The sequence below is a fragment of the Actinoplanes sp. NPDC020271 genome (assembly GCF_044388125.1).
Taxonomy (GTDB): Bacteria; Actinomycetota; Actinomycetes; order Mycobacteriales; family Micromonosporaceae; genus Actinoplanes.
The window spans coordinates 196,724-219,604 of the sequence record NZ_JBIRWQ010000008.1 but is presented as its reverse complement, the minus strand read 5'-3'; the positions used below and the strand labels follow the sequence as shown (position 1 = coordinate 219,604).

The 22,881-nt window shown below is 70.7% G+C and carries 21 protein-coding genes; 10 read left to right on the top strand and 11 right to left on the bottom strand.

Translation table 11 applies throughout. From position 1 onward, the window contains the following. Positions 1 to 441 precede the first annotated feature (441 nt). From ACH442_RS20290 to ACH442_RS20280, 3 genes are all read left to right on the top strand, one after another. Positions 442 to 1,416, top strand: a complete 975-nt coding sequence (locus ACH442_RS20290; RefSeq protein WP_396339599.1) for an arabinan endo-1,5-alpha-L-arabinosidase — start codon at positions 442 to 444, stop codon at positions 1,414 to 1,416. 234 nt (positions 1,417 to 1,650) lie between these two features. Next, positions 1,651 to 1,956: a GlsB/YeaQ/YmgE family stress response membrane protein gene (locus tag ACH442_RS20285; protein WP_396339598.1), complete on the top strand. Its 306-nt coding sequence runs from the start codon at positions 1,651 to 1,653 to the stop codon at positions 1,954 to 1,956. Positions 1,957 to 1,969: 13 nt separating this feature from the next. After that, positions 1,970 to 2,431, top strand: coding sequence for a YdeI/OmpD-associated family protein (locus tag ACH442_RS20280; RefSeq protein WP_396339597.1), 462 nt, complete (start codon positions 1,970 to 1,972; stop codon positions 2,429 to 2,431). Positions 2,432 to 2,438: 7 nt separating this feature from the next. Here the strand turns inward: ACH442_RS20280 and ACH442_RS20275 are convergent, their stop codons facing one another. The 7 genes from ACH442_RS20275 to ACH442_RS20245 form a co-directional block, all read right to left on the bottom strand. Then, a complete protein-coding gene (locus ACH442_RS20275; RefSeq protein WP_396339596.1) occupies positions 2,439 to 3,119 on the bottom strand; it encodes a GPP34 family phosphoprotein in 681 nt (226 codons plus the stop codon). A gap of 9 nt (positions 3,120 to 3,128) precedes the next feature. Then, positions 3,129 to 4,118 carry an acetamidase/formamidase family protein gene (locus tag ACH442_RS20270; RefSeq protein WP_396339595.1) on the bottom strand — a complete coding sequence of 330 codons (990 nt, stop codon included), beginning with the start codon at positions 4,116 to 4,118 and terminating at the stop codon, positions 3,129 to 3,131. Beyond that, entirely contained in the window at positions 4,111 to 5,517 is a 1,407-nt protein-coding gene (locus tag ACH442_RS20265) for an APC family permease (protein WP_396339594.1), read from the bottom strand. The genes ACH442_RS20270 and ACH442_RS20265 overlap by 8 nt, the downstream gene beginning before the upstream one ends. Before the next feature lie 149 nt (positions 5,518 to 5,666). After that, positions 5,667 to 6,005, bottom strand: coding sequence for a hypothetical protein (locus ACH442_RS20260; protein WP_396339593.1), 339 nt, complete (start codon positions 6,003 to 6,005; stop codon positions 5,667 to 5,669). A 39-nt stretch (positions 6,006 to 6,044) separates the two neighbouring features. Then, positions 6,045 to 6,863 (bottom strand): endonuclease I family protein, encoded by an 819-nt coding sequence (locus ACH442_RS20255; protein WP_396339592.1) that lies wholly within the window; start codon positions 6,861 to 6,863, stop codon positions 6,045 to 6,047. A 65-nt stretch (positions 6,864 to 6,928) separates the two neighbouring features. Continuing rightward, on the bottom strand, positions 6,929 to 8,830 hold the full coding sequence (locus tag ACH442_RS20250) for a GDSL-type esterase/lipase family protein (RefSeq protein ID WP_396339591.1): 1,902 nt from the start codon (positions 8,828 to 8,830) through the stop codon (positions 6,929 to 6,931). Positions 8,831 to 9,866: 1,036 nt separating this feature from the next. Continuing rightward, complete coding sequence (locus tag ACH442_RS20245) at positions 9,867 to 12,242, bottom strand: FAD-dependent oxidoreductase (protein WP_396339590.1); 2,376 nt, start codon at positions 12,240 to 12,242, stop codon at positions 9,867 to 9,869. Between ACH442_RS20245 and ACH442_RS20240 the strand changes: the two genes are divergently transcribed. Continuing rightward, positions 12,237 to 12,464, top strand: coding sequence for a hypothetical protein (locus tag ACH442_RS20240; protein ID WP_396339589.1), 228 nt, complete (start codon positions 12,237 to 12,239; stop codon positions 12,462 to 12,464). The genes ACH442_RS20245 and ACH442_RS20240 overlap by 6 nt on opposite strands. Here the strand turns inward: ACH442_RS20240 and ACH442_RS20235 are convergent. Then, positions 12,457 to 12,927, bottom strand: a complete 471-nt coding sequence (locus ACH442_RS20235; RefSeq protein ID WP_396339588.1) for a hypothetical protein — start codon at positions 12,925 to 12,927, stop codon at positions 12,457 to 12,459. The two genes, ACH442_RS20240 and ACH442_RS20235, sit on opposite strands and share 8 nt — an antisense overlap. Beyond that, the gene (locus tag ACH442_RS20230; protein WP_396339587.1) at positions 12,924 to 13,607 is read right to left on the bottom strand and encodes an NUDIX hydrolase; all 684 of its coding nucleotides are present in this window, start codon (positions 13,605 to 13,607) and stop codon (positions 12,924 to 12,926) included. The genes ACH442_RS20235 and ACH442_RS20230 overlap by 4 nt, the downstream gene beginning before the upstream one ends. Before the next feature lie 62 nt (positions 13,608 to 13,669). On the opposite strand from ACH442_RS20230, the gene ACH442_RS20225 reads away from it, so the two are divergent. Both ACH442_RS20225 and ACH442_RS20220 read left to right on the top strand, forming a co-directional pair. Continuing rightward, positions 13,670 to 14,695: an SPFH domain-containing protein gene (locus ACH442_RS20225; protein ID WP_396339586.1), complete on the top strand. Its 1,026-nt coding sequence runs from the start codon at positions 13,670 to 13,672 to the stop codon at positions 14,693 to 14,695. Beyond that, on the top strand, positions 14,692 to 15,573 hold the full coding sequence (locus ACH442_RS20220; protein ID WP_396339585.1) for a hypothetical protein: 882 nt from the start codon (positions 14,692 to 14,694) through the stop codon (positions 15,571 to 15,573). The genes ACH442_RS20225 and ACH442_RS20220 overlap by 4 nt, the downstream gene beginning before the upstream one ends. Here ACH442_RS20220 and ACH442_RS20215 read toward each other — a convergent pair. Together ACH442_RS20215 and ACH442_RS20210 are read right to left on the bottom strand one after the other, a co-directional pair. Further along, positions 15,539 to 16,711 carry an MFS transporter gene (locus tag ACH442_RS20215; RefSeq protein WP_396339584.1) on the bottom strand — a complete coding sequence of 391 codons (1,173 nt, stop codon included), beginning with the start codon at positions 16,709 to 16,711 and terminating at the stop codon, positions 15,539 to 15,541. The two genes, ACH442_RS20220 and ACH442_RS20215, sit on opposite strands and share 35 nt — an antisense overlap. Further along, positions 16,708 to 19,095 (bottom strand): FtsX-like permease family protein, encoded by a 2,388-nt coding sequence (locus ACH442_RS20210; protein ID WP_396339690.1) that lies wholly within the window; start codon positions 19,093 to 19,095, stop codon positions 16,708 to 16,710. The genes ACH442_RS20215 and ACH442_RS20210 overlap by 4 nt, the downstream gene beginning before the upstream one ends. A gap of 140 nt (positions 19,096 to 19,235) precedes the next feature. Between ACH442_RS20210 and ACH442_RS20205 the strand changes: the two genes are divergently transcribed. The 4 genes from ACH442_RS20205 (at position 19,236) to ACH442_RS20190 (ending at position 22,867) form a co-directional block, all read left to right on the top strand. Next, positions 19,236 to 20,480 (top strand): sensor histidine kinase, encoded by a 1,245-nt coding sequence (locus ACH442_RS20205; RefSeq protein WP_396339583.1) that lies wholly within the window; start codon positions 19,236 to 19,238, stop codon positions 20,478 to 20,480. Further along, a complete protein-coding gene (locus ACH442_RS20200) occupies positions 20,453 to 21,112 on the top strand; it encodes a response regulator (protein ID WP_396339582.1) in 660 nt (219 codons plus the stop codon). The genes ACH442_RS20205 and ACH442_RS20200 overlap by 28 nt, the downstream gene beginning before the upstream one ends. A 129-nt stretch (positions 21,113 to 21,241) precedes the next feature. Then, positions 21,242 to 21,619, top strand: coding sequence for a hypothetical protein (locus ACH442_RS20195; RefSeq protein ID WP_396339581.1), 378 nt, complete (start codon positions 21,242 to 21,244; stop codon positions 21,617 to 21,619). A 186-nt stretch (positions 21,620 to 21,805) separates the two neighbouring features. Continuing rightward, positions 21,806 to 22,867 carry a D-alanyl-D-alanine carboxypeptidase family protein gene (locus ACH442_RS20190; RefSeq protein WP_396339580.1) on the top strand — a complete coding sequence of 354 codons (1,062 nt, stop codon included), beginning with the start codon at positions 21,806 to 21,808 and terminating at the stop codon, positions 22,865 to 22,867. Positions 22,868 to 22,881 lie beyond the last annotated feature (14 nt).

Below are 22,881 nucleotides of genomic sequence, written 5' to 3'. Positions count from 1 at the left end.
GGCCACTGCTCACGGCTGCTGCCGCCATTCACGGCCCGGCCACTGCTCACGGCTGCTGCCGCCATTCACGGCCCGGCCACTGCTCACGGCTGCTGCCGCCATTCACGGCCCGGCCACTGCTCACGGCTGCTGCGGCCGTTCACGGCCCGGGCCGGACCTCAGCGGTGCTTCCGCCCGGCCCGGACACCCCTGACGCCAGCTGAGGGCCCGCGGCGCGACTGGGCGTCGGTCACCACGTGGAGATCCAATTTGCAACGCTGCAAAAGAGGGTTGACTTAGCGGATGTGATCGTTAACATGATGGCAATCGAATCGACGTCGATGAGTTCCAGAACCTGTGCGCGGCGCCCACCCCACATACGCGGCGCGTAAGGAGCCCGTCCCCCGGCGGTCGCCCGATTCCCCAGTCGGGCCCGCACTTGATCCGGAAGGCGAATCCCCCATGACGTCTCGCTTCCGCACACTGATCCTGGCCGGCGTCGCCGGCCTGCTGACCGTGACCACGAGCCTGCAACCGGCCGCGGCCGCCACCTATCCGAACCCGGGTGTGGTGACCGGTTCGACCGGCGCGCACGACCCGTCGATCGTCAAGAAGCCCACCGGCGGCTACCTTCTCGCGACGACCGGTGACGGCATCACCTTGAAGACCTCGTCGGACCGCACCGCGTTCGCCGACGCCGGTAAAGCGTTCCCGAACGGCACTTCCTGGGCGAACACGTACACCGGCGGCAGTGCCAACCTGTGGGCGCCGGACATCTCGTACCACGGTGGCAAGTATCTGATGTATTACGCGGCGTCGACGTTCGGCTCCAGCCGGTCGGCGATCTTCCTGGCCCAGTCGACCACCGGCGCAGCCGGGAGCTGGACGAATTCCGGCCTGGTGATCGAGTCGACGTCCAGCAGCAACTGGAATGCCATCGACCCCAATCTGACCGTCACCGCGTCCGGCGAATGGTGGCTGACCTTCGGGTCGTTCTGGTCCGGCATCAAGATGGTGAAGATCAATCCGTCGACCGGCAAGCGGGCCGATTCCACGATGTACAACATCGCCGAGCGGTTCGTGAACAGCAAATCGGTCGAGGCACCGTTCGTGTTCTATCACGGCGGCTACTACTACCTTTTCATGTCGTTCGACTTCTGCTGCCAGGGTGCTTCGAGTACGTACCGCGTGATGGTGGCTCGTTCGACCTCGATCACGGGACCGTACAAGGATCGGGCCGGGACGCTGACGACCGCGGGCGGCGGGACGGAGATCCTCGCCACGCACGGGAGCATCTACGGCCCCGGGCATCCGGCGGTGTTCACCGACAGTGACGCCGACGTTCTCGTCTATCACTACTACACGTCGTCGGGCGCGGCGAAGCTCGGCATCAACCTGATCGGCTGGGACTCCTCGGCCTGGCCTTACGTCTACTGAACCACTTTCACCCTTCAACCCGGCAACGAGCCCGGAGCCGCCGGGCCGCTGATCGCCGCCGGCACCTCACGCCCTGACCACGTCGAAGACTTCACTGATCACCGGGTCCGTCCCCGGGCCCGGCCGGCGGCTCCGAACCCGAATCGGAGCCGCCGGCCCCGGTGCGTCGGTCACGTCGGCGTTTGACTCGCCGCTCACCATGGGCAAGGTCGGGTTGTTGATGGGGAGGAACGTGTGGACACTCAGGATCTGATCGCGGCGATCATTTTCGGCGCGGTCATCGGGGTGGTGGCCCGGATCGTGCTGCCGGGCCGGCAGAACATCGGGCTGATCGCGACGGTACTGGTCGGCATGGGCGCCGCGGTCGCCGGCACGTGGGTGTCGTCCCGCTACGACGTGCACAGCAGCCATTTCTTCACGGTGACCGGGCGGACGTTCGACTGGGCCGTGGTCGGCGTGCAGGTCGGCATCGCGGTGGTCGGTGTCGCCATCGCGGCGGTACTGGCGAAGACTTTTTCCACCGACCGGGACCGTGACTGACTACCGTGTGAGCGTGGCTGAGACCCTGAATCTGACTTTGACGCTGGAATCGCGCGGGCCGGCCGGGGCGTTCCTGCTCTCCGACGAGCAGGTCGCCGCGGTCGGCGACGGCAAGAAGGCGTTCCCGGTGCAGGTCACCGTGAACGACGTGACGTTGCCACTGCGCCTGGCCCGCATGGGCGGGGAGAACATGATCGGCCTGGCCAAGGCGGCGCGGGCCAAGGCCGACATCGAGATCGGTTCGGCGTACGCCGTGACGATCGCCCCGGTGGCCGGCGAGCGCACCGTGGAGACGCCGCCCGAACTGCAGACGGCGCTCGCCGGTGACGAGGAGGCGCGATCCGCCTACGGCGCGCTGGCGTACTCGCATCGCAAGGAGTTCGTCCGCTGGATCACCGAGGCCAAGCGTGAGACGACCAGGGCCGACCGGGTCGCGAAGACGCTGGAGATGCTGCGCGCCGGCGAGCACCGCTGAGAAGCGCTCACATCGCGGCGGTGGCCAGGTCCTGAACGACGGAGAGGACGGCGGCGGCAACCGCTGGGGCCTGGCCGACCGGGTGGCGGGACGGGCGGGCCCGTTCCGGCAGCTCGGCCATCACCTTGAGCAGCAGCGGCTCGACCTCGGCCCGGGTGCCACGCAGCAGCGCGCCGTGCAGGCCGAGCGCCGAGACCAGGCCGCAGAGGCAGTCGGCGTCCGGGGACGGCTGGTCGCGGCCGTCCATCCGGTAGCCGACCTTGGCCCGGACCCGGACGGCCACGCCCTCGTCGGCGATCTCGTACTCCTTCTTGCGCCACCGGCGCGCGGGCAGTTCCACGATCAGTCCGCGGTGGACGAGGGCGGCGGTGGTGCGTTCGTACAGGCCGGGGGCGGCGGACCGGATGAGCGCGGGCAGGGCCGGGCCGGGCGCCTTGGCCATGATGATGGCGAGGACGTCGTCGGTGACCGGGTCGCCGGTGGACTCCCGTCGGTGCCAGTCCGGGACGACGCTCCCGGACTCGATCGTGACCCGTTCGGTGATGAGGAGGTCCATCACCGTCGCGCCGGCCAGGCCTGCGGCGAGCGCCGGCACGTGCAGGCGGGGCTTCATGTGCCGGGTCTCGTCGTGAGCGAGCACGAAGAACTGCTCACGGACGAGGACCGGGTCGAGTCCGGGGCGTAGCACTGTGTCGTTTCAGCCGTTCCGTAGCCGGTCGTGCACGCCGCCGTAGGCGCTCGTGCCGGGGAGGTACTTCTTGTCGATGCCGGCGCTCATCACGTACTGCGGGTCGACGACGTTGCCGGCGCGCGCGCTGGTCGTCTGGGAGACCAGCTGGTACGCGTCGAGCAGGTCCAGCCCGGTCAGCGACGCGACGTGCCGCACGAGGTCGTCCTGGCTGATCCGGAACGCGTCCTCGAGCGGCCGGGCGGCACCGAGCGAGACGAGCTGGTCGTCGGTCTCCAGCCGTGGGGTGCCGGTCGCCACGCCCTTGATCACGTCGACCACGATCGTCACGTCCATGGCGACCTCCACGGCCACGCCGCACACCTCGCCGTCGCCCTGCCGCGCGTGCCCGTCGCCGAGCGCGAGCAGCGCCCCGGGCACGTTGACGCCCAGGTAGAGCGTGGCGCCCGGCCCGAGCAGCGGGGTGTCGAGGTTTCCGCCGTGCACGTCGGGGACGATCGTCTGGCGGACCTCGTTCGCGGCCGGCGCGACCCCGACGGTGCCGAGCATCGGCGCCAGCGGCAGGTCGACGGTGAAGTCGCTGCGGCGGGCCTGGTAGCGCACGGTCCGCGCGGCCAGGTCGATGTCGTAGAGCCACACCCGCTCTTCGAGCGGTTCCTGGAGGGTACGGGTGTAGCCGGTCGACGTGAGTGCGCCGAAGTGCGGGAACGTCGAGGAGATCCCGAAGCTCGACGCCGGCGTCAGCGACACCACGTGCACGGCCAGGGTGTCCCCCGGCTCGGCGCCCTCGACGTGCAGCGGGCCGGTGACCGGGTTGAGGTACGGAAAATCGCACACCTGGCTGGGCAGGTCGTCGACGGTGCGCACCTTGCCGCCGAAGCAGTCGAGCGTGCGCAGCGTGACCGGCGCGCCCGGCTTGACGGCCGCGATCGCCTCCCGCCCGCCGAACGTGTAGCCGTACTGCCCGGGGTCGGCCGGGATGTGGATCGGGTCAGACATTCTCCACCGCTTTCGGGGTCGTGGCCGGCTCGTCGTCGCCGGGCACCTCGGGCAGGCTCGGCTTGCGGCCGGTGGCGAGCAGGACGACCAGGACGACCGCGCCGACGCCGAGCCAGATCAGGCCGACGGTCTGGGCGAGCAGGCTGCCGTTCCAGATGACCGCGATCAGCACGAGCGCGCCGACGGCCGGGACGACCACGTTACGCAGCGCGCCGCCGCGCCGGCCGGTCTTGACCCACTCCCAGATGACACAGACGTGCAGGACCACGAACGCGATCATCGCGCCGAAGTTGACCAGGGCGCTCATCAGCGTGATGCCGTCCTCGCGGTTGGCCATCCACAGCCCGATGGCCAGGGAGACCGCGGCGGTGGTGAGGATCGCGTTGGTCGGCACCGAGCGGGTCAGCGACACCCGGGACAGGAACCTCGGCAGCTGCCCGTCACGCGACATCGCCATCAACAGGCGGCTCGTGGCGACCTGGGCGACCATGTTGTTCGCGACGCCCCAGGCCAGGGCGGTGGCGAGCGCGGTGAGCGTGCCGAGCCAGTGGCCACCGGCGACCTCGGCCGCGTCGTAGAAGGCGGAGCCGGTCGCGTCGCCGTTGGCGATCAGGCCGTCCGGGTCGGGCACGAGCAGCGCCGCGACCCAGGTCTGCGCGACGAACAGGGCGGCGACGACCAGCAGCGACAGGTACATCGCGCGACGCACCGTGCGGGCACCGTCGGCGGCGTCCTCGGCGAGCAGCCCGAGGGCGTCGAAGCCGAGGTAGGAGAGCATGCCGATGGAGACGCCACCGAGGATCAGCGACCAGGTGAAACTGGTGCCGTTGTAGAACGGGTCGAGGCTGAACCCGTGACCCTTGCCGTCGGCGAGCGCCTTCAGCCCGTACGCCAGGAAGATGACGAGGATGACCAGCTCGGCGGCCAGGAAGATCCAGTTGAGCAGCTTGGTGGTCTTGATCCCGAGCACGTTCGTCACCGTGTTGGCCAGGACGAAGATGACGACCCAGGCCCAGACCGGGACGCCGGGGACGATCGAGTTCATCGCGGCGCCGGCGACCAGCGACAGCAGCAGCGGGATGCAGACGTAGTCGAGCAGGATCGCCCAGCCGGTGAGGAAGCCGACGGCCGGGTGGATCGCGCGACCGGCGTAGCCGTAGACCGAGCCGGCCACCGGGTACTTCTCGACCATCACGCCGTACGAGGAAGCGGTCAGGATCATCGCGGCGGCGCCGACGACGTAGGCGAGTGCGATCATGCCACCGCTGGCCTGGAAGACGCTGCCGAAGATGCCGAACGGCGCGATCACGACCATGAAGACGAGACCGTAGGCGATCAAATCACGAATACGCAGCTCACGCCGCAGTTGCTGTGGATAGCCGAATTTGTCGACGGACATGCCGCGGAAACACCTCTTCCCCGCAGAGGTACGGATGCCAAAGATCCAATGTGGACTGTGGCATGACGATTACTCCGCGGAGTAGTCGCGGAGAGCGAGGAAAGTAAATACCTAGATCACCATGGGCCGCAAGCCCGGAAACGCAACTGCTACAAGCTGCGGCGGCGCCACGGCCAGCGGGCCGGACGGCGGTAGAGCTCGTTGAGCCGATCATCCACCACCGTCCGCACCCCGGCGAGCGCGATCACCAGCATCTCCCGCAAACCGGCGCAGGTGCGGCAGCTCTCCTGCTTGCACTCCTGACGGTGTTCCAGCGCCGTCATCACCAGGCGCTGCGCGAGCATGCCGGAGACGTGCGCGCGCTGCGCCCAGGCCGGCCGCTCCTCGATGCCGGCACGCCACGTCTCGACGTCCTGATCGGTCACGCCGTACAGCTCAGCCGCCTTGCTGACCTGCGCCAACGAATTCTGAACATCAGCTTCGGCCACAGCGGACTCCCCTGCTCTCGGAGCAGCCAGACCCGAATCCTAACGCCCCGCGACGGGACGCGGTCCGCCGTAGACGTCGTCGACCCACTCCGGGTGGTCGATGAACGGGTTCCGGTTGTGCTGCCAGTGCTCGAAGATGACGTCGTTGCGGTGGCGCTCGAACGCGTCCGGCGGGTCCTCGTCGTTCCACTTCAGCAACGCCGAGATCCGGCCGTGCCGCGGGCCGTCGTCCCCGGTGGTGCGGTCATCGGGTTCCAGGTCACGCCGGCGTTCGTCCCAGCGCACGGCCATGTAGAAGATCATGCGGGCGACGTCGCCCTTCGCCTCGTCGCGTGGTTCCCACGAGTCGGCGTCCAGATGGTTGTTCGGCGCATAGTGCGAAGGACGGCCGCCCTCGTCGAAGTCCAGATGCCCCCGCTCCTCGTTCACCTCGACGTTCTCCGGCCGAAGATGATGGGCGTCGGTGCCGGGGCCGGGAGCCGTGGCGAAGTTGCCGTGCGACTTGGCCCAGACGTGCTCCCGGTTCCACTGACCCGGCCCGCTGCCGTGGTCGGTCCACGGCATGCTCCACCCGGAGTAGATGCCGATCACGTTCCGCGGGTTCGCCGGATCCCGGTCGGCCTCCTTGATCACGTCCCAGATCTGGCCGTACCGCAGGGTGGTCACCCTGGTCGAGATGATGGTGTGCAGCGCCGCCTTCAACGCCGCCCCGTGCTTGCCCTGCGCCGCCGCGTAGTAGTCCACCGGCGGCGCGGCCGCCGCCGGAGCCTGCGGGGTGATCGAAGCGAACAGCCCCATCAGGACGGTCGTCGCCAGCACCTTCACCTTGTTCCTCCAGTCACCGCGAGTCAGCAGCACAGACGCTATGAAGTGCCGATCGCCGACCGAGCGCCAACAACCGGTATGTCACCTGATCGGGTGGTTTAGCCGCAGGCCGCGTGCACCCGCCGCCGATACGCGAAGAACGCGACCGCCACCATCCACGCTCCACCGGCCGCCCCTGCGATCCACAGGCACAGGGCATCGTGGATCAACCGTTTGCCGACCTGCTGGGCAGCCCAGCGCCGGGCCTCGGTCCTGCAGTTCTTCGTCGACGTGTCGGAGAGATCGCACTGGGGCTTCGCCGGCGCACTGCCGTCGGCCAACCTGACCCGTTCGCCCTTGGCAGCGTCGTCGTGGTCCTCGCGAACGAGTCTGGGCTCCTTGTTGTACTGCAGGAACCACCTCTGGAACACCCGCAGCATGGCGATGTGCCCGCGCTCGTTCGGATGCAGGCTCGTGTGCATCCACTTGGTCGGGTTGAAGCGCTGCGTGGCGACGCCGCGAACGGAACGCAGACCGATGAAGTTGACCCCGGGCCGGCCGTCGTTCCGCGGGTCGCACAGCTGCAGATGCGCCTGCTCCAACGCGCCCGGCATCGCGTCCAGGACGATGAAGCCGAACTCCCGGGCGGTGTCCCGGATCGTGTCGTTCAGCCGCTCGACGAACTGGTGGATGAAGAGCTGCTCGGAGTCGGTGAGCGCCACCTGGTCGCACTGCTTCCCGGTGAGGTGGATGGGGTCCGGGTAGGGAACCACCACGACCGGCGTCCGCTTGAACTCCTGGTCGACCGCGCCGTAGGCGAGGCGGAGCTGCTGCTTGACCACGTCGAAGGAATTCATCCACATGTCCTCGGCCGAACTGCAATCACCCGGCGCCAGGCACATCTCACCGATCGACGCGAACCCGGCGTCGTTGCCACCGAGGCTCACCACCACCATGGCGGGTACGTAGGACTTGACCTCGTCGTGATAGGCCTTGACCTGGTTGATCACGCCGGGTGCACGGGCGCCGGAGCAGGCCATGAACTTCAAGCCGTCGAAGGTCATCCGATCCTGCGTGACCAGCGCGGCCCACGCACTCGGGGCCCGGCGGCACTCACTGCGCCCGCCGTCCTCCGTCCCTTCCTTGAAACCACCGTCGTCGGTGCCGCTGTAGTAGACGGCCGCGCCCTCGCCCGACATGTAGGAATCACCGAACGCGACCAGCACCCTCTGCCCGTCACCCGGATCCGGTGAGTCGCTCGTCAACATCTGAGCCGGGGTCACGCCCATCAACGCGACGGCTGCCATCACCCCGACCACGTCGGCCTGAGTCGTCGAGACGAGCGCGGCCACCAAGAGCCCGAGGACCAGCAGGACGGGCAGCAGCCAGGCGGAGTGCGAGACGCCGGCACTGCCGAGGGCGGCGAGCACGAAGAGCCCCGCCCCGCCCGCACCCAGCCCCCACAGCCACGCCGCGGGCCGCTCCTTCTCGCACACCCACCGGATGGCCTGCTCGGACCAGAGCGCCATGCCCACCGGAAGGAGCCCGAGCACTCCCAGCCCGATCATCGCCGCTCCGGCGCCGATCCAGCCCAGCTCGCCGAGAACGAACGCCCCGGCGACCGCGACGACCAGCCCGGCAACCGTCAGCCGCCGGCCGCAACGCCGCGTGTGGATCTCGCGGTTCAGCATCCGGATCGTGCAACTCTGGCGGGCCTGGGTGAGCGCGGAACCACCGACGAGGTAGACCAGGACCAGCGCGCCGATACCCAGCAGACCCTTGTCGTTCTGTTTCCCGGGCAGGGTGAAGGCCAGCAGCAACAGGACGGCCGCGACGCCACCGAGCAGCCAGCCGATCCGATACGGGATCACCCACTGCCGGCCGTCGAGGCTGTCGGCGTACTGCCCGCGCAGCCAGACGGTGGAAACGCTGATGAAGATCGCGAAGACGACCCAGACCACCATCGCGTTCTGCCCGGATCGCGCGGAGAGGAGCAGCCCGAGGAGCGCGACGACGAACATCAGCGTCCGCCGTAAAGCTCCCCGCGCGTCGACCACGGGGCGTGGTGCGACTACGCCACCGGGGCTCGGCGGTGTCGATGAGGACTTCATAAAAGGTGCCGAGGAAACCACCCACGAACCCGTCGTTCAGCCGGCTGATGTCGGCGCTGACACTGACACCGGCCGCCCGCGATCGAAGACGTTTTCGCCGTTTGTCCCTCCCCCACGACGTACGGGGAACCGGGTTTGATCGTGATGGGGCGCAGTCGAGTTACGGATGCGTGGCGGAGGGGCGGATCGCATGGTCGGGGAATGAAATGATCCTGGCCACCATCAGCGGGCCGATCGTCCTCGTCGGCCTCTCCTACGGCGGATGCACCCAGCGCGACCGGCAACAACGCTCGCGCCGCGGCGAACGCGCCACGATTCGTGACCACCGACGCCGCGACCGGCAACCGGAGCCGATCGTCTATCCGGGGGCGCCGCACGGGATCACGGACACGCATGAAGAGGAGCTTGGGCGGGATCTGCCGGCGTTCCTGACGCCCCACGACCCCTTGGCGGGTTCAGTTCCGCCCGGCGCCGTCGGCGTCCTGGCCGGCTGCGCCGCCCTCGGACATCCGGGGACGGCGTCCGCAGGCGTGCTCCACGGCACCGCTCCCGGCCACCCGCTCGTGCTCCGCTGCTCCCGATCCGGCCGCAGGCGCCGCCACAACGCGATCAGTCGCCGTGTGAGCGCAGCACCGATATCTTGCTCAGCCGTCGTCATCCCGGGCCGGCGAGCCCCGTTCCATCCCGCACATCAGAGGCCGGCTGCCACTGAGCGTGCGACCGCCGGAGCGCCCCGTCGGGGTGCGCGGTGTTCCCGGTTCGCGCTCAACCCTACTCACCCGAAGGCCCGGATCCGGGTTATCCACAGTAGAGGTTTGTCCACAGGCCCTCGGCGCTACCGGCCGTTCGGTGCGAGAATGGAGTGGGAGGTCTGCCCCCTCGGGAGGGTGGGGTCTACGCATTTACGACAAGCTGGTTGACGTTTCCGCGCCCATCCGTAAATCGATCAGCTGACCGCCTGAGAAATATGCTCCGCCGTCCGCGAGGCCAACGCCATTATCGTAATCATCGGATTGGTCCCGGACGACGTCGGAAACGCCGATCCGTCCCCGATCCAAACACCAGGCGTGTCGTGCAGTTCCCCGCGCGGATCCGCCACGCTGATCGCCGGGTCGGCCCCCATCCGGCAACTGCCCATCTGATGCGCGGAGAAAAGCACCGCTCCCCCGGCTCGCAACGGCATCTCCGAAACCCGCCGGATGAACGCGTCCAAGTCGTCACCCGCCGACCACGTCGGAACGCCGTGACCGAGCAGACGAATCCGGCGCGCCCCGGCCGCATGATGCAGACGGATCTGGGCCTCAACGGCGCGCCGGCTGTTCCGTACGTCCAACCCGTCTTCAAGTGAATACCACGCGGCAGTCTCACCGGAGTCATCAACGGTGACCCGCCCGTGGCCACGGTCACGGACCAGTCCGATGAACGAGGCACAGTTCCGATAGTCAGCCATTGCTTGTTTGTGGTCGAACCCCGTGGTGAACGGCATTGCAGAAGCGCCGAGCCCAGTCGTGTACTGCACGCTTTCCATCAGGAATCCGAATCCGTCCTCGACCGCGGCGAATTCGTTGACGAGTGCGGCCTGCGGTGGCCCCCACCACCCTTTCATATCCGTATCGTAATCACCGAGCGTGACCGTGCAAGGGTGCAGCCGCAGGTATTGTCCGACTGCCGGCCCGCCGATCCCGGAACGCAGCAGCACGCCCGGCGTTTCCAGCGCGCCCGCGGCCACGACGACCACCGGCGCACGGACGGTGACGGCCGCCGACGCTGATCCGTCCTCGCGGGTCCACCGCCCGACCACCCCGGCCGCGCGACCGTTGTCGGTCAGAATGCGTTCGACCCGGCATCCGTCGATCACCCGGGCGTCGTGCTCGGTGACGGCCGGTTCCAGGTAGACCTTGAGCGTCGACTGCTTCGCCCCGGACGGATCACCGAACCCGAGACCGCCGGCGACCAGCGTGTCGTGCCGTTTTTCGTCCCAGTTGCGGCACGCCGTGGCGAATGACCACCCCAGCGTCTCCGCCCCACGCTGCATCGCCTCGTGCGCACGGTTGAACTCCGAGCATCGATCGGTCACGGACAATTCGCGCCACACCGCGTCGAGGTGCTTGTCGAACGCGACGGTCGCCACGTCGGTCAGGCCGTGTTCGGCCCACTGGTGGCGGACCCGGTCGGTGGTGCGGATGCAGTTCGTCCAGTTGATCACGGTGCCGCCGCCGAGGCCGGCGCCCGCCATCAGCGTGATGTTCTGGTCCGCGGTCGGCGTCGGCCCACCGCGCCGGTAGGACTGCTGATAGGCGGCGAGTTCCAGATGACGGAAGTCGCCTTCGCTCCGATAACGGCCCGCTTCCAGGACGACGACACTCGCGCCCGTCGCCGCGAACCGCCCCGCGATCAGGCCACCGCCGGCGCCGGAGCCGATCACGACGACGTCGGCGTCGAGTTCGAGGTCAGCGGTGGGGCGTAGCGGGGTGATCGGCCGGTTCTCCGTGATCGGCGGACGGGCGGCCGGGCCGGGATAGCCGAGCCGGCTCCAGTTCGGATTGCTTCCGGTGATGTCCGGAAGGCCGTACGTCAGAAGCAGGATCAAGCTGGTCAGCGGGGCGACGGCAGGCCCGAGGGCAGCCAGGATCCGTTCTCGTTGATCTTGCGAAGCGGAGGGGAAGCCCTGCGCGCCGAGCGCGTCGAGCAGGACGCCGACGGCTTCGCGCCGGTCGGCGGGCATGGCCGCGATGGCCGCGAGCACGCCCAGGTCAGCGCCGACATCAGTGGCGCGGCGCGCCCAGAATCCGTCGGCGTCGTCGGGATGGTCGATCGAGGGAACCACGGTGTCGCAGAGAACCCGCAGCACCTGGGTCTGATCCGGGGTCACGAAACGTCCTCCTTCGTCGATGGAGAAGGGCTTCGCATCAAGGTACGACGATGCAGTCGGCTGTGAACCGGTTGCGCGCCACGGCGGTACACGCGGATGAAGCACGTCGCCGACAAGGGGGAACCGTCCATGCAACCGATCACCGAACAGCCGCCGGAAGACGTCACCGACCTCGCGCTGTCCCGCGGCCTCGGCCATTTCGTCGACAGCCGGAAACTGCCGAATCCGGTCACCCGCGGTCTCGGCCTGCTGCTCGGCGCGGGCGGCTCGATCGGCCTGCTCGTGCTGATCAGCTATCTGGCCCAGGACCAGGACGGCTTCTTCTGGGAAGTGCTGCACTTCGTCGGATTGTTCTTCTGCTTCTGCGCGGTCTTCCTGATCGCCGCATCGATCCGCGTCTTCATCACCGGCGCCCAGTCGTTCCACCTCTTCACGAACGGTTTCGTGCATCGGCGCAACGGCAAGGTCCGCGCGTACGTGTGGCCGGACGTCGCCGAGCTCAAGCCGGTCCTCCAGACGCGCGGCGAGGACAAGGGCAAACTGATGCACTACGCGCTCGTGCCGCGCCACGACAAGCCGATCGCCGTCCCGGTCGCCATCGTCGACGGCCGCGACACGTTCCTCGACAACCTGATGGGCCTGCTCCAGCAGCACGGCATCCCGGTCAGCTAGCCGCCTCCAGCACGTCGGCAGCAGCGTTCACCACGCTGACGAACTCGTCGGGCGCGATGCGCGCGCTGAGGGCCTTGCCGCGCTCCTCCAGGACCGGATGCGTCGGCCGCCAGAAGGAGAACAAGAGCACGAGATCGCCGTCGAGGTAGGCGTAGGTCACGACGTTGTCGACGGTCTCGCCCCAATTCAGGAACCGGAAGCTCTGCTCGTCGTCCTCATGGAGCAACTGGAACGTCTCCTCGGGGCCGTGCTCGGCGACGGTGCGGGCCGGCACCCGGTCGCCCCGCACCTGATCAACGGTCCAGCGCATCAGGCGGCAGAACGCCGGGAGGTACGCGACGTTGTCCTCCACGGTCAGGCGCCGGCCGCCGGCCCACAGGTCGACCACGCGCAGGTGCGGCGCCGACCAGAAGTCGCCGATCTCGACCGCGAAGGTCGCCGGATCACCGAAGAGCTGCGTCATCCGGTCACCTCGGGGCGCAGCAGGGGTGGGTGCAGGAGGGTGGCCGGGCCGCGGCGGAACAGCTGGGCGGGTCGCCCCCGGTCGCGGGTGACGCTGTGGCCGGTCGGCGCGATGAAGCCCTCGGCCGACGTCACCTTGCGGTGGAAGTTGCGCGGGTCCAGGGTGGCCCGCCACACCGTCTCGTAGACGCCGCGCAGGTCGGCCACGGTGAACTCCGGTGCGCAGAACGCCGTCGCCAGCGGCGTGTATTCGAGTTTGGCCCGCGCCCGTTCCAGGCCGTCGGCCAGGATGCGGTCGTGGTCGAAGGCCAGCCCGGTGGCCTCGTCGATCGGGCGCCACTCGGCGCCGGCCGCGTCGCTTCCGGCGGTCGGCGCGGGAAGGTCGGGGAGCATGGCCAGGTACGCCACGGTGACCACCCGCCCGCGCGGGTCGCGCCCCGGCGTGCCGTAGGTGGCCAGCTGTTCGAAGTGGCCGGTGGACGGGTCCACTCCGGTCTCCTCGCGCAGTTCGCGGGCTGCCGCCGCGCCCAGGTCCTCGTCGTCGCGGACGAAGCCGCCGGGCAGTGCCCACCGTCCCCGGAACGGCTCGATGCCACGGCGGATCAGCAGCACGTGCAGCGAACCGTGCCGGATGGTCAGCAGTACGAGATCAACTGTGACGGCCGCCATCTTCAGCGTCATGTTGACGATAATACGCACAAGCTTTATCGTCATCGTGACGAAAAACGATGGAAGGACCCCCGATGGCCGACGTCAAACGCCGCCTGCACCTGCGCCACCTCCGCTCCGCCCCGACCAGCTGGGTCAGCTGGACCGTTCAGGGCAAGGCGAAGCGCTCCGGCACCGGCCTCGCCTTCTGGTACCGGCCGCTGACCGCGGTCCTCTCCGAGGTGCCGGTCGACGACCGGGAGCTGCCGCTGCTGTTCCACGCCCGCACCGAGGACTTCGCCGACGTGACCGTGCAGGCCACGGTGACGTACCGGTTCAGTGACCCGGCGGCGGCCGCGGCCCGGCTGGACTTCTCGATCGACCCGTACAAGGGCGGGTGGCGGGGGCAGCCGCTCGACCAGGTCGCCACGCTGCTCGCCGAGCTGGCCCAGCAGCCGGCGCTCGACGTGCTCGCCCGGCTGCCGCTCGCCGACGCGCTGACCACCGGGATCGCCCCGGTCCGCCAGTCGGTGGCGGACGCGCTGGCCACCGACCCGCGGCTGGCCGAGACCGGCGTGACCGTGGTCAGCGCCCGCGTCGTCGCCCTGCGGCCGGAACCGGAGCTGGAACGCGCGCTGCAGACCCCGACCCGGGAAAAGGTGCAGCAGGACGCGGACCGGGCCACGTACGCCCGGCGCGCCCACGCCGTCCAGCAGGAACGGTCGATCGCCGAGAACGAGCTGCAGAGCAAGATCGAGCTGGCCCGGCAGGAACAGCACCTGGTCGAGCAGCACGGTGCGAACGCCCGGCGCGGCGCCGAGCTGGACGCCGAGTCGCAGCTGGTCACCGCGCAGGGTGAGGCCGAGCGGGCCCGGCTGAGCGCCGCCGCCGAGGCCGACGCCGAGCGCCTGCGCGACGAGGCTCGTGCGGCCGGCACCCGGGTCGTCGGTCTCGCCGAGGCGGAGGCCGAAGCGGCGCGACTGGCGGCCTACCGGGACCTGCCGCCCGAGGTGCTGCAGTCGCTGGCCCTCAAGGAGCTGGCGCAGCACCTCCCGGCGATCGGTGAGCTGACCGTCACGCCCGACCTGCTGAGCAAGTTGATCGGGCGGATCGGCTCATGAGCACGCTGGCTCCCCGGGTGGTGGTCGTGTCGCGGCGCAGCGAGCTCGACGAGCTGCTCGCCCGGCACGGCACCCGCGGCGCCGCCGCCTACTTCCTCAAGCAGCGCGGCCGTGACCTCGACGAGGTGACCGCCCGGCACGAGGCGCTGCGGCAGGCGCTGACCGAGGTGGGCGCGGCCGTCCCGGCCGACTGGCGTCGCGGTCACGTCGAGCGGACCGACCTGCCCCGCTTCCTCTTCGCCCCGGAGGACCGGGTGATCGCCGTCGGGCAGGACGGCCTGGTCGCGAACGTCGCGAAGTATCTCGACGGGCAGCCGGTGATCGGCGTCGACCCGGAGCCCGGCCGCAACGCCGGGGTGCTGGTGCGGTACCCCGCGTCGGCGGTCGGCGGTCTGCTCCGCAGCCGGCCGCGGACCCTGGAACGCACGATGGTGGTCGCCCGGCTCGACGACGGGCAGGAACTCTACGGCCTGAACGAGATCTACATCGGTCACGCCGGTCACCAGTCCGCGCGGTACGTGATCACCGCGCCGGACGGCTCCCGGGAACGGCAGTCGTCGTCCGGCCTGATCGTCGGCACCGGCACCGGCGCGACCGGCTGGTGCGCGTCGATCGCGCGGGACCGGGCGGCCGCCCCGCCGCTGCCCGGCCCGGCCGACCCGGCGCTCAGCTGGTTCGTCCGGGAGGCCTGGCCCTCCCCCGCCACCGGGGTGCAGCAGGTGAGCGGCCTGCTGACCGCGGCCCAGGAGCTGGAGCTGACCAGTGAGAGCGAACGCCTGGTCGTCTTCGCCGACGGGCTGGAGTCCGACGCGCTGGAGCTGTCGTGGGGGCAGCGGGTGACGGTCACGATCGCAGATCGGCGGTTGCATCTCGCCTGACCGCCCCGGCCGGCACGATCGCCGCGGCCACCAGAGGGAACGCGGCGACCACGGCAAAGCTCGGCGCGAACCCGGCGTCGCTGATGGCCACGGCCAGGACCGGCGGGACGGCCGCGGTCAGCACGTTCTGGCCGGTGGTCTGGATGCCGAGTGCGCGCCCGGCCCAGGCCGTGCCCGCGTGCTCGGCGACGGCGGTGAACGACAGGCCGTTGCTGCTCACCGCGACCACGCCGAGGACCAGCAGGACCGGAACGGCCAGGCCCCAGCCGGCGGCGGCGGTGACGGCCAGCACCACCATGCCGGCGCCGGTCGTGACCGCGATGATCCGGATCGGTCGCAGGCGGCTGCCGGTGCGATCCGACCAGTAGCCGGCGCCGAGCCGGCTGAGGGCGCCGAAGACCTGCGCACCGGCCAGCAGGTGCCCGGCCGCGAGGGGCGTCCAGCCTCGGCTGTCGGTGAGGAACACCAGCGCGAACGTGGTGATGGTGAACTGCGGGATCACCAGTAGCGCGCTCGCGGCGTGGATGCGCCAGAGGTGGGGTGTCCGGTACGGCGACGGGCTCGGGGCCGGCGCCGGACCGGTGGACGGCTGTGGGGACGGGTCGCGGACCAGCACGAACGCGGCGGTGGCGGCGATCAGGAACAGCGCGGCGAGGAACAGCAGGGCCGTGCCGATCCCCCGGACGGCGAGCGCGGGCAGGACGGCGGCGGCCAGGGCCAGGCCCATCGGTCCGGCGCTCTGCCGGATGCCCATCGCCAGGGCGCGTTCGTGCCGGGCGAACCAGCCGAGGATCAGCCGGCCACTGGCCAGCACCGAGGCACCGGCCGCGCCGGAGAGCGTGAGGCACACCGCCAGCGTGGCCGGGTCGTGCACCGGCCGGGCGACGAGCAGGATCAGGCCGGCCGCGCCGAGCCCGGTGGAGAGCACGATCCGCTCGCCCCAGCGGTCGGCCGCGGCACCCCAGGCGATCAGCGTGAGGGTCACGCCGACGGTGGGGCAGGCGACCAGCAGGCCGGTCTGTTCCAGACGGTAACCGCGGTCGCGGAACGCCGGGATCAGGTAGGCCAGGCCGAACTGGCACGTACTGCCCGCGATCATCGCGCACGTGCCGACCACCAGCATGGTCCAGCGTCTCACCGTCGGATCATCTCCATCGGACGGGCCCGCAGCGCGCCGGCCGCCGCGAGCAGGGCCGCGATCAGCGCGACGACCGCGCAGGCCGCCGGTGCCGCCACCAGGGCCGGCCAGGGCAGGACGATCCACGACCACACCGACAGCGTCGCCAGGGCGGCCCAGACGCCACCGAGATTGACGAGGGTCACGATCATGCCCAGCACCGTACCGACCGCGACCACGGTCAGCGTCTCCGCCGCCACCACCAGCAGGACCTGGGCCCGGGTGGCGCCGGCCAGCCGCAGGACGGCCAGGTCACGGGTGCGATCGGCGGTGGCCGCCAGCGTCGTGGTGGCCACGGCGATGCCGGTGTAGATCAGCGCCAGCCCGAGCACGACGAAGTAGCCCGCCCGCGTCTGCCGGTTGCCGGCAGGCCGCTGCTCGGCGAGCCACTGGTCGCGGGACGAGACCCTCGCGCCGGAATCCCGCAGGGCGGCCCGGACAGCCGCGGCGTCGCCGGTGACGACCTCCAGCCGATCCACCGGTGCCCGGCCGGAGTTACGCGCCGTCACGTAGACGCCGTTGCTGCCGGTGCCGGTCGCCAGCACGGCCACGATGCGCAGCGACCGCGGCGTGCCGTCGCCGAGCCAGACGTCGACCCGGTCACCGACCGTGTGGACGGCCCACTCCTCGTTCACCACGATGCCGTCGTCGTCGAGATCACCGAGGCGTCCCGCGGTCACCGGCAGGTGCCGGACCGCGGTCAGCGTCGCCGGGTCGACGGCCGTGGCCTGCGACCGGACCAGTGCGACGCCCTCCTCCAGGGTGTAGACCGCCGTGTCCGCGCTGGTCATCACGCGGGTGCCGGGGAGCGCCCGGATCGTCGCGGCGTCCCGGTCGTCGCCGTGCACGATCAGGTCGGCGGCAACCTGCGTACTCAGCTCGCGGGCCTTGGCCCGGTCGATCGTGGCGGTCGTGCCGAGCAGCGAACCGGCGAGCGCGACCGTCACCAGGACCGGCGCGGCGACCGCGGCGGTGCGCCGGACCCCGGTGCTCACGTTCTCCCGCACGAGCACGCCGGTCGCGCCCGGCAGCCGCGCGATCAGGCGGGTCAGCGGCCGGACCAGCATCGGAGCGAGCAGCGCGACCGCGCAGATCAGCAGCATCGGCTGCGTCACATACGTCTTGCGGTGCAGCGCCTCCCCCGGGTCGCTCACCAGCCGCCACCCGAGCAGGCCCAGCCCGGCGATCAGCAGACCCGCGCCGGAGACCCAGCGCCCGGCCGTCATGACGGTGGTGTCGGCGGCCGCCTCGCGCAGCGCCTCCAGCGGACCCACGCGTCCGGCCCGGACCGTCGCGACGGCGACCCCGGTCAGGGCCACTGCCACCCCGGTCCAGAACGCGACGTGGTACGGCCAATGCTGTGTCCCGATCGTGAACCAGCCGGGCGCCAGCCGCTGACTGACCAGCAGCCGGGCCAGCAACGACGCGCCCCGGGTGGCCAGTGCGCACCCGGCCGCCGAGCCCAGGACGCCCACCACCCCGGCCTCGGCGAAGATCATGAGCCGGATCTGCCCCGACGTGGCGCCGGCCGTACGCAGCAGCCCGATCTCCTGGCGCCGCTGGGCGACCGCGAAGGCGAACGTGGAAGCCACCACGAACACCGACACGAACGCGGTGACCCCGCCCGCCGTGCCGAGCAGCGCGTTCATCGCGGTCAGCGCCTCCCGGTCCCGGTCGGGGTCCGGGTCGGCGCGACGCCGCTCGTCCCCGGTGAGCACCTGGACGCCGGAGCCGGCGACGACCGCGCGCACCACGTCCGGCGGCGCCTGCACGACGAGGTTGTCGACGCGCGGCGCGAGTCGCTCGGCCGTACCTTCGGTGAAGAAGACGGCCCGCTCGTAGCCGACCGGGGCGACGACGCCGGCCACCGTGTAGCCGTCCACACCGGCCGGGGTGCGCACCCGCAGGCCGCGGCCGACGAGCGTCGCGTCGCCGGCCACCACGACCTCGGCCGGGCCGTGCGGCTCGTGTCCGGCGAGCAGTCGGTAGCCACCGAAGGCGGCGACGGACCAGGGGTGGCCGACCAGTCCGTCGTCCACGGGAAACGACCGGTCGGCGGTCACCGGGCCGGCTTTCGCCAGCTCGGCGACGAGACCGGCCGGCACCGCCCGGGGGTGGGCCAGCGGCTGGACACGCTCCCCGTCGCGCGCCGGCACGCGCAGCTCGTCGGCGCCGCGGACCAGCACCGGGGCACCGGCGAACCGCTCGGGCGGCTGCGCCGGAGCGTCCAGCGTGGCGGCCAGGCCCAGGCCCGTCGTGGCGATCAGCGCGACCCCGAGACCGAGCGCGACGAACGCGCCGGCCAGGGTCGCCCACCGGGCCCGCAGACTGCTCAGAGTCACCATCAGCACGCCGTCCAGCCTGGCCCGGCGGCCGGCCGATCACAGTCACCCAGGATCGACTCTTCGAGGTAGTGCCAGGGTTACCTCCGGAGGTAGCACGCGGGGGATGGAGGCAATCCCGCCCGGCCTCTACGGTGATTCGCGTGCGAGCCTCCCCGCCGCTGCGCGCGACGACCTATCTCCTCGCGAACGGCGTCACCGGTCTGCTGACCCTGCTCACCACCCTGCTGCTGTTCGCGGTCGGCGGGGTGCTGGCGGTGCTCGTGGCCGGCATCCCGCTGCTGGCCGCACTGACGCTGATCGGCGTCCCGGTGGCCGGGCTCGAACGCCGGTTCCAGCGGCTGGTCGATGACCGGCCGCTGCGCGACGGTCACCGGATCCCGCCGCGGCCCGGGCTGACCTCGTGGCTGCGCACGCGGTGGACCGAGCCGGCCACCTGGCGCGCGCTCGGGTTCGCGACCCTGCTGATGACCGTGCTGTGGCCGATCGACCTGCTGGCGGTGCTACTCGGCGTGACCGTTCCGGTGGCGCTGCTGAGCACACCGTGGCAGTTCGCCGTGCTGGGCGACGGACAGCAGGTGAACGTGCTGAAGACGTACCCGGTGACCTCCTGGTCGCAAGCGGTGCTCACCTGTCTCGTCGGAGTGGTCACCCTGGTCGCCTGCGTCTTCGGGGTGGTGCTGCTGGCACGGGCGCGGGGCTTGCTGGCCCGGGCGATCCTCACCCCGCCGGAGTTCCCGGTGAACGAGAGGGTCGTGGAGCTGGCCCGGTCCCGGGTGCGGCTCGTCGACGCGTTCGAGGCCGAGCGCAGCCGCATCGAGCGGGACCTGCACGACGGCGCTCAGCAACGGCTGATCGCGCTCTCCATGATGCTCGGTCTGGCTCGCCGGGACGCGCCGGCCGGGCCCCTCGCCGACCAGCTGAGCCGCGCCCACGACGAGGCCGGGCAGGTGCTGGTCGAGTTGCGCGACCTGATCCGGGGCATCCATCCGCCGCTGCTGACCGACTTCGGTCTGGAGGCGGCCGTCCTCGATCTGGCAACCCGTTCCGCGGTACGGGTCGACGTGCGCTTCGCCGTCAGCGAGCGGTTCTCCCGCACGGTGGAGTCCACGGCGTACTTCGTCGTCGCCGAGGCCCTCGCCAACCTGGCCAAGCACTCGGGCGCCGACCGTGGTGAGGTCACCGGTGGCTACGCCGGTGGCACGCTGACCGTCGCGGTGTCCGACAACGGGCGCGGAGGCGCCGGCCTCGACGGCGGGACCGGGCTGATCGGGCTCGCCGACCGGGTCTCCGTGGTCGGTGGCAGACTGTCGCTGTCCAGCCCGGCCGGTGGCCCGACCCGCCTGATCGTGGAGATTCCTTGTCAGACACTCCAGGCTTCCGCGTGATCCTCGCCGAGGACAGTGTCCTGCTGCGTGACGGCCTGGTCGGCCTGCTCGGCCGGTTCGGGCACACGGTGGTCGCGGCGGTGTCCGACCCGGACGGTCTGCACGAGGCGGTCGCCGCCCACGAGCCCGACGTGGTGGTGACCGACGTGCGGATGCCGCCCGGTTTCCAGGCCGAGGGTCTGCGCGCGGCCGTGGAGCTGCGGCAGGAGCGGCCGCGGCTGCCGATCCTGGTGCTGAGTCAGTATGTCGAGACGAGGTATGCGACCGAACTGCTCGACGCCGGGGACGGTACGCACGTCGGTTACCTGTTGAAGGACCGGATCGGTGACGTGGACGAGTTCGTCGACGCCCTGCGCCGCGTCGTCGCCGGCGGGACCGTGGTCGACCCGGAAGTGGTCCGGCAGCTGCTGCGGCGGCGCCGCGATCCGGTGGAGTCGCTGACCGGCCGGGAACGTGAGGTGCTGGCACTCGTCGCCGAGGGCCGGTCGAACTCGGCGATCGCCGCCGCCCTGCACGTGGCCGAGGCGTCGGTGGCCAAACACATCCGCAGCATCCTGATCAAACTCGGTCTTCCGCCGGCCGAGGAGACGCATCGGCGGGTCCTCGCCGTCCTGGCCTTCCTGCGCTCCTGACCGGTCCGCGCAGTCCGGCGGGACCGGACGTGACCGGGCAGGGCCGGCCGGAACGGGCGTGACCGGCGCGCGGGCAGCCGCGCGGCTCCTCGGTGGCGGGTTGGAAACGCTCCCAGTACGCTCTCGGCCATGGCGTTCCTGCTCGATCTTGCGAACATCTTCGGTGGCCTGCTGCTGGGCATCCCACTGCTGCGCCGGCTGCCGAACGTCGGCGGCGGCCTGGAGCGCTTCTCCGACCGGGTGTCGCGCTGGTCCTGGCTGATCGGCATCGTCGCGCTGATCGCGGGCGGCTTCTTCTTCATCGTCCACCTGATCGACGGGCACATCTGGCACTTCGAGGTGGTCGCCCTGGTCGTCGGCGCCCTGCTGACCTGGGAGAAGTTCACCGGCCGCCGGATCCTGGACGCACCGGGCCCGGCCGAGCCCGCCGGCCGCGCGCTGGCCGTCGCCGTCTTCGGCGTGATCGCCATCATCGTCGGCATCGAAGGCCTGTTCACCCCGAACTGATCTGCCCAGCCCCAGCCGCCGGCTGGCTCGCACCGTGGTGATCCGGGCCGGATCACCACGGTGCGAACCGGCCGGGGACCGCAACCGGCCGGCGAGGGCGGCGGGGGCGGCTGGTCTGACGGCCTGCAACCGGATGGGGACTCGACGGGAACGGAACGGGGAACCGGCGGCCTTCACATTCTTCGGGTGACGACACGACAGCGAACTCTGCAGAAGTCCGCCGCCGCGGCGATCATCGCGCTGGCCACCGCCGGAACCGCGATCGGCCTGCCGGCGGCGCCGGCCCGGGCAGCGGCCCCGAAGATCGCGGCCAGCTGGTCGACCCTGATGTACCGCAGCCTCACCCACGACACGACTCTCCAGGCGATGAAGACGTCGCTGGCCGACCAGCAGGCCGCGATCACCCGCTGGAACACCGAGCTGGCCACGGCCGGCCGGGCGCAGCGTGGCACCCGGGCCGCGCTGGTCACCGCGACCACGGCGGACACGGTCGCCAGGACTCGCCTGTCCACGGCGCGTACGGCGCTGACCTCCGCGAAGCAGACCCTGAGCAAGGCGCTGAAGCAGAAGTCGCGCAGCCACGCGGCGGTCACCCGGGCGAACAAGGCCGTCGCCGCGGCGTCCAAGACCGTCACGCTGCGTAAGGCGCAGGCGCAGGCGGCCGCGACCAAGCTTGCCGATGCCGGTAAGGCGTCGCGGGGCGCGATCGCGCGCGTGAACAAGGCCGACGCCGGGGTGAAGTACGAGACCTCGGCCGCGGCGAAGACCCGGGCCGCGATTGCCGCGCTGCCGACCGCTGCCTCCTACGCCGCGCAGGCCGCCACGCTGGGCAAGGACGTGGTGAACCAGGTCCGGCCGGCGTTCAAGCTGACCGACACCACCCAGGTGTACGGCGTGACCGTCAACAAGACCGTCGCGTTCGCGTTCAAACGCATGATCGACGACGCGAGGGCCGACGGCGTGCAGATCTCCGGTGGTGGGTTCCGGACCACCCAGCGGCAGATCGAGCTGCGGACGATCAACGGCTGCCCGGACGTCTGGACCGCGCCGTCGTCGTCGTGCCGGGTGCCGACCGCGATTCCGGGGCGTTCGCTGCACGAGATCGGCCTGGCGGTCGACATCTCGTCCGGCGGCAAGACGATCTCGTCGAAGACCGCCGCGTTCAAGTGGCTGTCGCTGCACGGCAAGGAGTACGGGTTCGTCAACTTCCCGGCGGAGGCGTGGCACTGGTCGATCTCCGGGAACTGACCCGGGCGGAGGAA